Annotated in this window: 7 protein-coding genes; 1 reads left to right on the plus strand and 6 read right to left on the minus strand. The window is 71.7% G+C overall.

Annotated features, from left to right (window positions below; all coding sequences use genetic code 11):
- Positions 1 to 628: 628 nt before the first annotated feature.
- Both WN71_RS32500 and WN71_RS32505 read right to left on the minus strand, forming a co-directional pair.
- Entirely contained in the window at positions 629 to 2,446 is a 1,818-nt protein-coding gene (locus WN71_RS32500) for a stealth family protein (protein WP_052743227.1), read from the minus strand.
- A 948-nt stretch (positions 2,447 to 3,394) separates the two neighbouring features.
- Positions 3,395 to 4,042, minus strand: a complete 648-nt coding sequence (locus tag WN71_RS32505) for a TetR/AcrR family transcriptional regulator (protein WP_046592266.1) — start codon at positions 4,040 to 4,042, stop codon at positions 3,395 to 3,397.
- Positions 4,043 to 4,202: 160 nt separating this feature from the next.
- Here WN71_RS32505 and WN71_RS32510 point away from each other — a divergent pair, with 160 nt between their 5' ends.
- Positions 4,203 to 5,675, plus strand: a complete 1,473-nt coding sequence (locus tag WN71_RS32510; RefSeq protein ID WP_046592267.1) for an MFS transporter — start codon at positions 4,203 to 4,205, stop codon at positions 5,673 to 5,675.
- 101 nt (positions 5,676 to 5,776) lie between these two features.
- Here the strand turns inward: WN71_RS32510 and WN71_RS32515 are convergent, their stop codons facing one another.
- The 4 genes from WN71_RS32515 to WN71_RS32530 are packed head-to-tail and all read right to left on the minus strand — an operon-like array spanning position 5,777 to position 12,697.
- Complete coding sequence (locus tag WN71_RS32515) at positions 5,777 to 7,630, minus strand: serine/threonine-protein kinase (RefSeq protein WP_046592268.1); 1,854 nt, start codon at positions 7,628 to 7,630, stop codon at positions 5,777 to 5,779.
- On the minus strand, positions 7,627 to 9,750 hold the full coding sequence (locus WN71_RS32520; RefSeq protein WP_046592269.1) for a vWA domain-containing protein: 2,124 nt from the start codon (positions 9,748 to 9,750) through the stop codon (positions 7,627 to 7,629). Before WN71_RS32520 ends, WN71_RS32515 begins: the two co-directional genes overlap by 4 nt.
- Entirely contained in the window at positions 9,747 to 11,054 is a 1,308-nt protein-coding gene (locus WN71_RS32525; protein WP_046592270.1) for a hypothetical protein, read from the minus strand. Before WN71_RS32525 ends, WN71_RS32520 begins: the two co-directional genes overlap by 4 nt.
- A complete protein-coding gene (locus WN71_RS32530) occupies positions 11,054 to 12,697 on the minus strand; it encodes a hypothetical protein (RefSeq protein ID WP_143074898.1) in 1,644 nt (547 codons plus the stop codon). Before WN71_RS32530 ends, WN71_RS32525 begins: the two co-directional genes overlap by 1 nt.
- Positions 12,698 to 12,828 lie beyond the last annotated feature (131 nt).

Below are 12,828 nucleotides of genomic sequence, written 5' to 3' on the forward strand. Positions count from 1 at the left end.
TTGGCGGGCCGTCATGCAAGATCGAGGCTAGTTGTTTTTCGGGCACGCCGACTAGGCGAACCCATGAATCACGTAAGGAGAGACTAAATACGAGGTTAATAAAGATCGTCAAGAGCGCTTTACTCTTTGATTTCGCAACACGAAAAGGCAAGAAAGAGGCCATCTTCCGTCATCTTGACCGTATGGGAACCAAGAAGCCGGTCAGTATTCACACATCCCCAACACGGACAAAATGATCACCGTCGGGAGGCGAGATCTGCCTGCCCAGGCAGGCCTTTTTCTTGATCATCAGCTTGGTGGGTGCTAGAGTCCCGCGCGTCAGCGTTACGCCGGAAGGGACCTTTGCGTAGGCATTTCCGCCTCACGGAAAATACGCGCGCGCAGTCCGGCCGCCATGAGCCGTCTGCGTAGACCGATCACCCTTCGGCGATACCTCATTGAACTGGCCAAAATGGCCGGTAATTGTCGCCTCCTCGCGGTGCGGCGCCACTTCCGGTCCGGGGGTGAGGCGAGCCGATGTTCGGCCGGAGTGTCCCGCACAACCGCCAACGGCGTCGCGAGCGTCGTGGAACAGGGCGCGCCGGTGCGCGGGGGCGATCAGGTCATGGGTCGGCCCATGACCGTGTGTTCAGACAGCGGGGTGAGCCGTGGTCCGCTCGTAGCGGCTGGGGAAGGGAAAGTACGCCTCCAGGAAGGCGTGGAGCTCGGCAGCGACCTTCTCCTGCTGTTCCGCGGGGGTGTTGACGTCGTTGAGGCAGAAGAAGTCGAACCCGCGGCTCGCCGACAGCTCGGCCATGCGGTCTGCGGCCTCGGGACGGGCCACGTCGATGTAGCGCAGCTTGAACCTCCCCGGCACGGCGCGGCCGGTGAGGTAGGCGTGGTGGTGGTGCAGGGAGGCGCCCATGGCGATGTCGGTGGTGGCACGGAAGCGGGAGCGGCTGGTGCGTGCGACGTCCTCCGTGAACCGCTCCTCGATGTCCCGCATGACGGACCGGATCTGCGGGTGTGGCGTGTGCATGAACTTGTTCACGGTGAACTGCCCGTGCTCGTCGAGCAGGAGGCGCCGCACGTTCTTGCCGGCCGCGTTCGGCGCGGGCTCGTCCGGATGCGGGGCGCCCAGGCCCAGTTGGAAGGGCGAGAAGGGGAGCTTGGCGACGCCGTTGCCGTAGAAGAAGTGACCGGCGGTCACGGGGCGGCCGAGGAAGACGTCGTCATTGAAGTAGAGGTAGTGCTCCGACAGGCCCTCGATGTGGTGGAGCCGGGTGCCTATGGCGTGGGAATTGAACACCGGCAGGGCGGTGGGGTCGTCGAAGATGTCCTTGTGGTCGACGACCTGGATGCCGGAGGCGTGGATGTCGAGCCAGTGGGGGGTCTGGCCGTCGGTCACGATGTAGACATTGCGCACGAACGGGGCGTACATCTGCAAGGAACGCAGGGAGTACTTCAGTTCGTCGTGGCTGGTGTAGCGGGAGGCGCCGGTTTCGCGGGCGTGGATGCGGGGGGCGGCCGCCGCCCCGCGGCCGCGATGCTCCTGCCGCTTGGCGGCGTGCACGGGGTCGTCGCCGTCGACCCAGGTGTAGACGACGTCGACCGGGAAGTCGACCGTGCCGATGACGGGCTGGTGGAAATCTGCCCAGGTGGGGTACGTGCGCCCGGCTATCTCGCGGGCGGCCGGCTCAAGCCCGGAGGCGGGCACGACGTCGGATACGGCGTTGGCACGCGGGGCGACCAGAGCCCCGGCGAGCACCGCGGGCGGGGCCTGGGTGTGGAGGGTGGCTATGCGTTCGGCGGCACGCTCCTCGCCGCGTTCCTGCGCGGCGAGGAGCTCGTCCCCCTCTTGCCAGAACTCCACGTCGCAGCCCTGAGAGAAGCCCGCGAGCACCTGGTCCGCGGGGCCGAGCAGGATCTCGGCGAAGCGGATGGTCCCGCCGCGCTTGAGGGCGGCGGGCAGGGCGCCGTCCGCGTACAGCGCGGCCCCGGCGGGCCACGCCTCCTTGCCGGGCCTCATCGCGTAGAGCGCGGTCGACCCGTACAGCTCTCGCATGGCGTCCAGCAGCGCCTTGCGGTCTCGCAGGCGAATGCCGACCACATGGCGCAGCGGCGAGCGGCCGGGTACGAGGAAATACTCCACGCCCGCGTGCTCCAGGGCGTCCGCGACCAAGGACAGGTTGCGGGCCGACGCCGCGGCGGCCGTGAACGCCGTGACCCTGCGGCCGACGTAGGTGCCGCCTCCGGCCTGGACCTCTGCCAGGGCGGCGTCGTCCTGCAGCAGCTTCCCGCGACGGGCCGCGGTCCTGGCGGCCCGATCCCGCTCGGCCGCCGTTCGCTTCGCCTCGGCCGCCTGCGCCACGGCCCTCCGACGCCGCTCCTGGCGCTCCCGCTCCCGGCGCTCACGGACGGGGGCGGGCAGGAGCAGCTCTCCCGCGGTCTTCAGGCGTGACGGCATGACGGGTCCGGTTCCTCCTCACCAGCGGGCCGGACACCTCGGCCGACCCGGGCCAACAAGATCACTGAGAGCGCGACGAGCATATTAAGCAGACTTCCGGTCCCCGGTCACCACGGTGATCAAGAACCCTTGGCGACCGCAATGATCGCGACCGAAGGAGGTTGCCGTCCCCATGGGCAGCAGCCCGCGCCTCCGGCGTCGAGCGGGGATGGATGGCCCATTCAAGGAGACAGCCCACCCGCAACTTCGGGGAGATTACGTGAAGCAGCCATTCACATTATCTCCGCAACTCGGTGCGAGATGAAATTTCCCTCGCGATCCCGCACCGCAGGATGGCTGGAATGCATCCGTGCAGCGCTTGCGGCTGCCGTACGGATACCGGACACATGTAGACGGCAGCGACAATATACGAGAATGCCGGAAATCTAGAATTGCCCCCATACACCTGGATCCGGGCCGACTGCAGCCCGTCACGGGGCGCGACCGTCCTTCCGGCCCCGATCCGCCCAGACCTGCTCATGGCTCGACGGCGCCGCGAGTCAGACCATGGCCTGGTGCGAGTCTCACCGCGCCCCGACCACTACACGCGACGCGGTTCACGGTCCACACGACGCTCGTTCACGATCAACCGCGGGGGCTCGGCAGTTCTTGGAACCGTATGGACGCCGCCCGCCCGGCCAGGGGCGGTTCCTCCGATACCGCAGCGCCACGGCGGAAGCAGCGCCTCTTGCGCCGGAGGAACGCCAGAGCCGTATTGCCGCAGAGGGCACCACCCGGGTACCGGATCGCGTGGCTGACGACTGGGTCGCCACGCGCGATGTCCCGCCGGAGCCGGCATCGCCGACGCGGGCACGGCGAGCGACGCAGGCGCACCATGACAGCGGCCCGGCACCCATCGCCCACCCGCGACCTCACCGGTCCTGCACCCGGCGACGGCGAGCGCCGAGTTCAGGCACCGGCCTGCAGCCGCAGCCCCGCCAGCGTCAGGTCCAGCGCGGAGCGGAACTGGTCGACGTCGTCGTGGCCGTCGAACTCGTCGACGATCTCGTGCACGAACGGGAAGTCCTCGGGGTCGAGTTCACGCCAGGCCTCGGCGAAGCGGCCGAGGAATTCCTCGCGGGTCGCCGCCCCGTCGAGGATCTCCTGCGGCGGTTCCTGGCCCATGTCGACGGCGGAGCCGACGACGACCCCCACGACCGCGGAGACGGCATGGAAGCGCTGGTGCGCGGTGAGGTTCAGGCGCAGGGTCTGCCGGCCGAGCTTCTCGTACAGGCGCAGGGAGTTGCCCTGGACGTCGACGTTGCGCATGAAGTAGGCGCCGAGCCAGGGCCGGCGCACGATCGCGCCGAACAGTGTCACGGCCATCGCGCGCAGGTCGTCGATCGGGTCGTCGCTGCCCGGTAGCCGCTCGACGTCGGACAGTACGGCGCCCATCACGTGGTCGGTGGCGCGGTCGAGGAGCTCCTCCTTGCTCGCCACGTACCAGTAGATGCTGGCGACGCCGCCGCCGAGGCGCTGCGCGAGCGCCCGGAAGGTGAGCGCCGGCGCCCCGGCCTCGTCGAGCAGGGCCACCGCCTCGGTCAGTACGGACTCCATCGAGTGCGAAGCCCGTCGGCGTCCCGCTCCGGAGCGGCTCTGCAGGCCTGTCATGGCTTCCGTCACCTCGCTGTTTGCGTCGTACCGAACGTTGTTCTATCGTATCGCATCGTACGCTGTTCGATACCCGTACGGCGTTCGATAGGAAGGACCTGTTGCCATGACCACCGCCACGCTTCAAACCTCCTCACCACGCACCTACCCGTCCTTGCGCGCGGCGTGGATCCCTCTGGCCGCCCTGTGCCTGGCCTTTTTCGTCGAGATGGTCGACAACACGCTGCTGTCGATCGCCCTGCCCACCATCGGCCGCGACCTCGGCAGCGGGACCACCGCGCTGCAATGGGTCACGGGGGCGTACTCGCTCACGTTCGGCGGCCTGCTGCTGACCGCTGGGTCGATGGCCGACCGGCTCGGCCGCCGTCGCGTTCTGCTGACCGGACTCGCGGTGTTCGGCTCGGTGAGCCTGTGCGTCGTCCTCGTCAGCACGGCAGGCGAGCTCATAGCCCTGCGGGCCGTGCTCGGCATCGCCGCCGCCGCGATGGCCCCGATCACGAACTCGCTGGTCTTCCGCCTCTTCGACGACGCGGCCCTGCGCATGCGCGCCATGACGGTGATGATCGTCGTCGGCATGTCCGGCTTCGTGCTCGGACCGCTGCTCGGCGGCACCGCGCTGGCCCACGTGCGCTGGGAATGGCTGCTGGTCGTGAACGCCCCGATCGCGCTGATCGCCTGCATCGGCGTCCGGCTCGGCGTCCCGGCCGACCGGCCCGAGGACCTCACCAAGGACGCCCTCGACCTGCCGGGCGCCGCCCTGAGCATCACCACCATCGGGCTCGCCTGCTACGCGATGACCAGCGGCGTCGACCACGGCTGGCTCTCCGCGGCCACCCTCGCGTCGGCCATCGGCGCCGTCGCGGCCGCGATCGCGTTCGTACGGCACGAGCGCCGCAGCGCGGCGCCCATGCTGGACCTGCGCCTCTTCTCCAACGGGACCGTCCGCGGCGCCACCCTCGCGCAGACCGGCACGTCGATCGCGATGGCCAGCGTGATGTTCGGGCTGATCCTCCACTTCCAGTACGCCTACGGGTGGAGCCCGGTGCGGGCCGGCCTCGCCAACCTGCCGATCATCGTGACGATGCTCGCCGCGACTCCCCTGTCCGAGTGGCTCGCGCGCCGGTTCGGCCACCGCATCGCCTGCCTGGTGGGCGCGGCCTGCCTGGCCGGCTCACTGGCCGGCCTCGCCTGGGGCGTGGACCACGGCTACGCCGCCATCGCCGTCTGCATGGTGCTCATGACCGTGGGCCTGCGCACCGTGATGACGATCTGCGCGGTCGCACTCGTCGACGCCATGCCGAGCAACCGCACCTCCATCGGCGCCGCCCTCAACGACACCGCCCAGGAGGTCGGCTCCAGCATCGGCACCGCCATCGTCGGCACCCTGATCGCCGCGCTGGTCACCACCCAGCTCCCCGCCGGCACCTGGAACGGCGACCTCGTCGCCTCCTTCTTCCACGGCGAACGGATCATCTACGGCCTCCTGGCGGTCCTCGTCGGCCTGATCGCGGCCGGCGGCGCGCTGAGCCTCACCAACTCGCGCAGCACCGAGGAACATCCCGCCGAGGAAACGGCCTGACGGCCGCAGGCCGAATGAACCCTGTCGGCGCAGCGTCGGTACACCTCCAGGGACGGCGCACACTGGGCGGTGGTTCACAGGGCGTGCAGTTAGGCGGTGGTTCACAGGGCGCGCAGTTCCACCCGCACCCAGTCCTGGGACCAGCTCTCCGTCCAGCAGCGCGGTTCGCCGTCGACCACGGCTGCCACCTGGACAGCGCCGTCGCGGGCTTGGTGCAGCGCGAGAGGCCCGGCCTCGCCGGTGTCCAGGTCCTGCTCGACCCGGGGGGCGGAGCTGTCCATCGTCAGCGTCACCCCGGCCGGACCGGCATGGACGCGGACGATGCCCTGGTGGACGCTGTGCAGCGTCGTGCACCCGCCCGTCGCCGTACGGTCGTTCAACACCACCCAGGCCGATCCGGAGTGATGCCGTGTCAGGTGGTACTCGACGCCGTCCTCGCCGAGCACCCACGCCTCCAGCTCGCCCCAGCTGCGGTTGAGCGCGAGGGAGCCGTCCACCGCGGGCACCCGGCAGACCTGCGCGCGGTGCGGTTCGGCGGCGCCGGGCGGCCACGTCCAGTGCCAGACCCCGTCAGCGCCGGTGACCAGTACCGCAGGCAGACCGTGGGCGTCCCAGGTCGCGCCGAGCACCCGGGAGCCCGGCGCTGTCGGCACCGTGTGCCCCCGCGGCGCGTAGCCCTCGGCGGACAGCGTGAGCAGGGCAAGGCCGCCCGGGGTCGCCGTCCAGAGCAGCGTCTCACCCCGCGGGGAGACCAGGGCCGCGACGCCCCGCGCGCCCTCGGCCAGGTGGGGCCGCCATGCGCCGCCGTCGTCGTTGTCGTCGTTGTCGGAAGCGGTGCCGGCCCACAGCACGCCTGCGTCGTCGACCGCGGCCGCCACCAGCCGCCCGAGGCCGTCGCGGACCAGGGCCAGGTCGCGGGCGGTGCGCGGCCCGCCGGGCTGTGCGGGCAGCGGGTCCGCGGGGGAGCCCTCCGCCCCGGCGGAGACGTACCAGCGCAGTCCCGTGTCGCCGCCGGTGACGGCGACCGGACGGTCGTGGGCGTCCACGGCGATCGCCAGGCAGGTCTGACGACGGTCCGGTTCCGCCCCGACCAGGTCCACCAGCCTCCGGCCCCACTCGGTCAGCGGCCGGGCACGCGTGCCTCCCTGCTCCCCGAGGACCTCCATCAGGCAGTCGATCACGGCGTCCGAATAGCCCGCCCCGGCGAGCCGGCCCGGCGCCGCGGCGGCGACGTCGCTGAGCTCCTCGTCCGGATGGATCGACTGATGGGGCAGTAGCAGGACCCGGGCGAGCACGCCCACAGCCCGCCGGTCCTTCCCGGTGGTCGGCAGCGCCCCCTTGGCCTCGGCGTCCGCGTACCCGGCGGTGGCGATCGGCACGGTGATCGCGCGGTTCAGGCGCCACAGGAACGTCAGGTCGATCAGCAGCACGTTGCCGGCCGAGTCGACCATGACGTTTCCGGCGGAGATGTCGCGGTGCACCCACCCTTCCCGGTGGAGGTCGTCGACGATCTCGCACAGACCCACCAGCACCCGCAGCCGCTCCGCCGGAGAAGCCGTGCAGTCGCGCGCCCAGTCGTCCAGGCGGGAGGCGTCGTTCGCCCAGGCGCCGATCAGGTACAGCCCGCGGTCCTTGGCGGGCCGTCCTTCAGGGTGCGGCTGCGGCCCCTCCACCACGTCGGAGCGGACCAGTCCCCTGACATGGTGGATCTGCAGCACGTCGTGGAAGCTGTCGTTCCAGCGTGCGGTCCACGCCCGCAGGTCCTCCTCGGTCGCGCAGAACTTCGAGTGAAGCACCTTGACCGCGTGGAACTGTTCGTGACCGTACCGGTTCTGGCGGACCGCCTTCCACAACTCCCCTTCGCCGCCGCTGGCGATGTGTTCGACCAGCCGGAACTCGTCGGGTCGTTCCCACGGTCCCAGGGTCTGGCCCGGCTGCCAGACGGGCTCGTTCATGCGGGACCCCAGTAGCCGAGGTCACGGAACGGGTCGGTCGGCGACACAGGCGGGGCAGGCGGAGGCGGCTCCGGGGCGGGCGTGGCCCGCGGTTCGCTGCCGGCGATCGGTATCGCGGTCTCCTCCGCGGCACGAAGCCGCGCGTGCTGTGCCGGGAGCGCCGGTGCCGGGAGTGGCGCCGCCACCGCGACCCGGGCGGGCGCGGGATCCGCCAGGGTCGGGGTGTACGCGAGGTCGGCGGCCACCTCGTTGGCGCCGGACGTGAGCGGCGCCGCCTCGGGTGCCCGGGTCAGGTGCTCGGCGAGGTCCTCCAGCAGTCCCGCCAGCCGGTCGGCCTGTCCGGCGCGCCAGCCGCCGTCGGCCTGCTTCTCGGGCGCGGCACAGCGCAGTTCGTCCAGGAAGGAGGTGAGCGCGGTGAGCGGCCGGCGCAGCTGCGCCGACGGCGACGGTATCCCGGTGAGGTCGGGGGTGAAGGATGTGCTGGTCAGGTCGCTGATGAACCACTGTCTGCCGTGTACCTCACCTTGCAGGACGGAGCGCTGCACGTCCTTCTTGAGGTGTTCGACCGCGAGCAGCGGCTTGCGGAAGATCCTGCGGGCCTCGGCGTTGACGAGTCCGTGTGCCTCGAAGATCCGGTCCCGCAGACGCTGGGGCGACGCCACGTCGACGGCCCGCGCCGATGCGTCGCCTCCGGTCGCGTGCGGGGTCGCCGGGGCGGCCGCCTGCTCGCCGATCCGGCGCAGCGCGTCGGTGGTGTCCCGGGACAGCGGGCCGCCGACGGCACACCCCTCACCGGGACGGATGCGGCGCGCGGTGCCGGCGCCCAGTTCGGCGAACTCGCGGACGATCACGTCGAGTCCGCCCATGACGGCGGCGTCGCCGCCGCCGACCCGGCTGATCTCCTTGAGCAGGTCGTGGTCGGGCGACAGTCCCGGGCCGTCCGGGTTGCCTTGGGCGAGCCAGTGCCGGAACAGCTCGGGCGTGCTGATGCCGACAGTGTGGACCCGCACCCCCAGGGCCCGGTGGAGGTGTTCCATCAGCAGGACGGGGTTCTCATAGGCGTCCGCCACCTCACCCGTGGTCTCCGCGCCCGGCTGCACCCAGTCCCCGCCGTCGCTGACGAGGACGATCAGTTGCTCGTTGCCCGGTTTGCCGTACCGGCGCAGCAGATCCGACGCTTCGTGCAGCGCGGTTCCGATGTGGGTGCCCTGCCCCGTGAGCGGATAGATGGCGTTGATGGCCCTCTCGAAGTCCGACACGACCGTGCGCGGGGAGTCGGCGTCGAACTCGGCCATGCCGCTGTGGGGGAAGACCTGCTTCGTGGTCCTGGTGAACTCCAACAGCGCGATGCGTGAGGTACGGCCGCGCAGTCGGCGCCGCTCGGCGACGAGATGGTGCAGCGCCCTGCGCAGTACCTCGACCCGCTGTTCCTTGGGCCCGGAGACGTTCCAGCCGTATCCGACGGGGTCCTCGGAGAGTCCCTGTCCCCCGCCGGGCAGCGCCGGGATGTCGGGGACCAGCATGGAGGTGCTGCAGTCGGCGAGCACCACCATGTCGACGCCGGTGTTGGCGCCGGAGACGAACACCTCGGTGTGGGTGTGCTGCCCGATCTCGGCCAGCACGGCGGTACGGCCGCCCGCGTCGTGATGCCTGACCCGGTAAGGGGTGCCGTCGGCGCGGATGCCGACTTCCTGGCTGTCCCGCTCGGGGATCCACAGCAGCCGGCCGACGAGGTCGGACCGCTCCAGCGCCTCGGCCGCTTCGTCCAGGCCGCTCTCGCCCGCCGATTCCAGGTGGAGTTCGTCCAGTGCGACCAGCGGCGGGTGCTCGATGCGCCAGCTCGCCGGTGCATAGGAGGCCTCCAGTCCGATCCCGGCGCAGGTCTCGTCGCCCACCGCCAGTACGCCCTGGGGCACTTCACGCAGCGGCACCAGCCTGACGGGAAGGGCGATCTCCTCGATGTCGGAGTCGACGACGAGCAGGGCAGGGGTGCCCGTGGCGCCGGTTCCGTGCGGAAGGTCCGCGGGGTTCACCCCGACCGACTGGCCGCGCAGCGGGCCGTCCGCGGGCCCCGCCGGGAACAGCCGGTGGGTCCGCTCGCTCAGTGACGGCGTGCTCATCGTCTTCCCTTACCCGTGTTGTTGTCCGCCAGTTTGATCTCCACGCCCAGTTCCCGCTCGTAGGCGATCGCTCGGGCCCTCGCCTTGCCGGAGAAGAGACCGCGCAGGTCCTGCGGGAGGAGCACCCAGAGCCTGCCGGGGTGCGCCTTGCCGCCCGCGGTGAAGGCCGGCTTGTACTCCTCCAGGCGCAGTTCGGCGGCGATCTGCCCGCCGAAGCGCTGGTCGCCCAGGAGCACCAACCTCTTGAGCCTGTCCAGCAGTTCGGCGCCGGCGACGCTGTTGCCGTGGAGCCGGCTGAGCTCCTTGTGCCAGCCGGACGCCGCCTTGTCCATGCCCGGGCCGAGGCCGCGGACACCGCTCGCGTCGGCCCGGGTCCGTACGGCGTCCAGGACGGAACGGATGCCCGGGTAGTCGACGGCGAGGGCGCGGTGTCCGCAGTTGCGCAAGGTGTGCGCGAACGCCTGGAGCGAGGGCATGCGGCCGTGCCGCTTGCGGGCGGCGCCGACGCAGATCTGATGGAGCAGTTCCATCGGGGCTCGGCCCTGGACGGCGTCGTGGGTCCGGCACAGGCCGAGGCCGATCTCCTTCGGGCCGAACACCTGCCAGCGGCGAGCGTGCCGGGTACATGCCTGGGCATCGCACGGCCGGCCGCTCTGATCGTGCCAGTCGCAGGTCACGGTGCCGGCGGCGGCACAGCCCGGGTGCTCGCAGACGGGGAACGCCAGGCGGTAGCAGGCGGGGCAGTACGCGGTGTCGGGGTCCTGGGGGTGCCGTACGCGGTGGGTGTCGCACCACGCCGTCCGGGAGCGGCAGCGGCTCCCGGAGCACCAGAACGTGGCCGCCGAGCCGCACCCCTCCTCCCGGCAGGACGGACGGTGTTCGGGGCAGGACACGGCGAAGGTGCCCTCGACGAGGACCGCATGCGCGGCGCAGACGTCGGCGTCGAGACCGAGGTTCGCGCAGGTGTCGCAGCGGTGGACACCCTGTCCAACACCGCTCTCCCCGCCGCTCTCGCAGGCGCGGCAGGTGCGGCCGTGCCAGGGTGCTTCGCGGATGGCGACCAGGCTGACGGTGGTGTCCGGGCCGGCCGCCAGGACGGCGGGGTCGGCCCGGACGACCTCGAGGGTGATCGCGCCGGCCGCGGCACGCCAGGTGTGCGACCGGTGCCCGGCAAGTGGGACGCCGTGGAACTGGGGTTCCAACGCGGCCCACAGAGCCCGCAGGTCGTCCGGGCCGTTCAGCGGGACGCTCCACTCGCGCAGGTCGAGGACGGCCTCGATCTGTGCCGGCCGGGAGTTGCTCATCAGGAATCCCTCCGATCCGTGCGGTCGGCCGGACGGCCGGGGCGCCGGCGCTGCTGCTGCCCGTCGGCGCTCCCGCCGCCACGGGTGCCGCCACTGCCGCCGCGGTTGCCGTTACGACCGTCGTCGCTACGACCGTTGTCGCTACGACCTTTGTCGCTACGGCTGTTGCTGACGCCGCTGCCGTTGTCGCCACGGTTGTCATTGCGGCCCGTGCTGTTGCTGTTGCTGTTGCCGCGATTGAGCGGGCTGCCGTTGCCGCGGTTGCTGCCGCCGCCGTTGCTGCTGCCGCGGTTCTCGCCGCCGTTGCCGTTGCGGCCGCCCGGAGCTCCACCGCCCTTGCGGTTCTGCGCCCGTTGGCCACTCCGGTCGCCCTGACCGCCGCGCCCACCGCGGTTGTTGTGGTCGCCTCGGCGCGGACGGCTGTCCGCGGCCGGGAGGTCGGTGGGCACGACGCCGCCCGCCAGGAACGCGTCCCAGTTGGCGAGGAGCAGTTCGAGCCGGCCAGGCGACGTCTCGCGCAACGCCTCGCGCAGTGCTCCACCCGGACTCGGGTCGCACAGCTGCGCCTCGGCGCAGTCGCGCAGTTCGCCAGGGCGCCCTGCGGCCGCGCGGCCGAGCAGGTCCTGGGTCCGAAGCGGGCGCAGCCCGAGATCGGGCAGCTCCAACGGAGCAAGCAGCGGCAGCAGTTCGAGCGCGCTCGCCTCAAGCAGGGTGAGTTCGGGCACCAGTTCACGCAGCAGGCGGCGCCCGGCGAGCCGGGCCGAGACACCCCCGCTCCCGCCGCCGTCGGCACCGACGTCGCGCCCGCCCGGCTTGACGAACTGGGCGCGCAGCCCCTCGGCCACCGCGCGGGTGCGGTCGGTGTCGATGACGCGCTGCGCGACGTCCGTCTCCCGCAGGCCGCGAGCGGCCATCCGGCGCGCCTTGAGGGCGAGGGCGTCGAGCAGCAGCGCCTGGGCCCGCAGGTCCGCCAGGGAGACCTGGGCGTCGACGCACCGGATCACCACCTCCGCAGCGACGCCGGGTCGGCCCACGACCGGGGCCACGTCCATGCGCAGCAGGTCGGAGATGCCCTCCCGGCGGCGCAGTTCGCCGCGGTGGTGCTCCAGGTAGCGGGCGCCGGGCGCGGCGAGGTACCGGGTGGCCAGGTGCTCGCGGGACTCCAGCAGGCGCCGCGAGCCGGCCCGGTCGGCGGGCCCGCCGACCCGGACCCGGCCGGTGAGCGCGATCAGTGTCGGGCTGTGCCGGCGCAGGAGGTTCACGAGCACCTCCTGCTCGGCGTCGTCGACCGTGCACATCGCGTGCGGGTCGTCGGCCAGCGCGGGCCGCGGGCCGTTGGCATCGAGCTGGACGCCCGGAGCGTGCAGTGTCGCGCGCAGCGAGCGCGCCGAGTCGGCGAGCGCCGCCAGCACGTCGGCGAGGTACCCGTACGTCTCGTCACGCGCGGCGGACGTGCCGAGCCAGGCGTCCGGGCAGCGGACGGTGAGCAGGCCGGGGCCGGGAGCGTCGGGCACGATCTCCGGCGCGCCGAGGGAGCCGGGCGGCAGGGGCAGCCGGGCGCCGCCGAGCACCGCGCCGGCCTCGGCGCCGGTCACGGCGACGGTCTTGGTCAGTGAGTGCCGTGACGGCCCCACTCTGGTCACGCTCACCAGCATGCGATCGGTTCATCCCTACGTGTGGAGGTGAAGAAGACGGGCGCGGGCGGACGGACTCCCCGCCGGACGCTCAGGAACCTGGCCCCCGGACCGGCCCGAGGAAGCGGGCCCAGGTCGGA

Origin of the sequence: Streptomyces mangrovisoli (assembly GCF_000974985.2) — a bacterium.
GTDB lineage: Bacteria > Actinomycetota > Actinomycetes > Streptomycetales > Streptomycetaceae > Streptomyces > Streptomyces mangrovisoli.

Bases quoted from the DNA above. Each gene is read 5' to 3' on its own strand.
- WN71_RS32525 (WP_046592270.1), bottom strand. From the start codon at position 11,054: ATGAGCAACTCCCGGCCGGCACAGATCGAGGCCGTCCTCGACCTGCGC.
- WN71_RS32500 (WP_052743227.1), bottom strand. From the start codon at position 2,446: ATGCCGTCACGCCTGAAGACCGCGGGAGAGCTGCTCCTGCCCGCCCCC.
- WN71_RS32515 (WP_046592268.1), bottom strand. From the start codon at position 7,630: ATGAACGAGCCCGTCTGGCAGCCGGGCCAGACCCTGGGACCGTGGGAA.
- WN71_RS32520 (WP_046592269.1), bottom strand. From the start codon at position 9,750: ATGAGCACGCCGTCACTGAGCGAGCGGACCCACCGGCTGTTCCCGGCG.
- WN71_RS32505 (WP_046592266.1), bottom strand. From the start codon at position 4,042: ATGGAGTCCGTACTGACCGAGGCGGTGGCCCTGCTCGACGAGGCCGGG.
- WN71_RS32510 (WP_046592267.1), top strand. From the start codon at position 4,203: ATGACCACCGCCACGCTTCAAACCTCCTCACCACGCACCTACCCGTCC.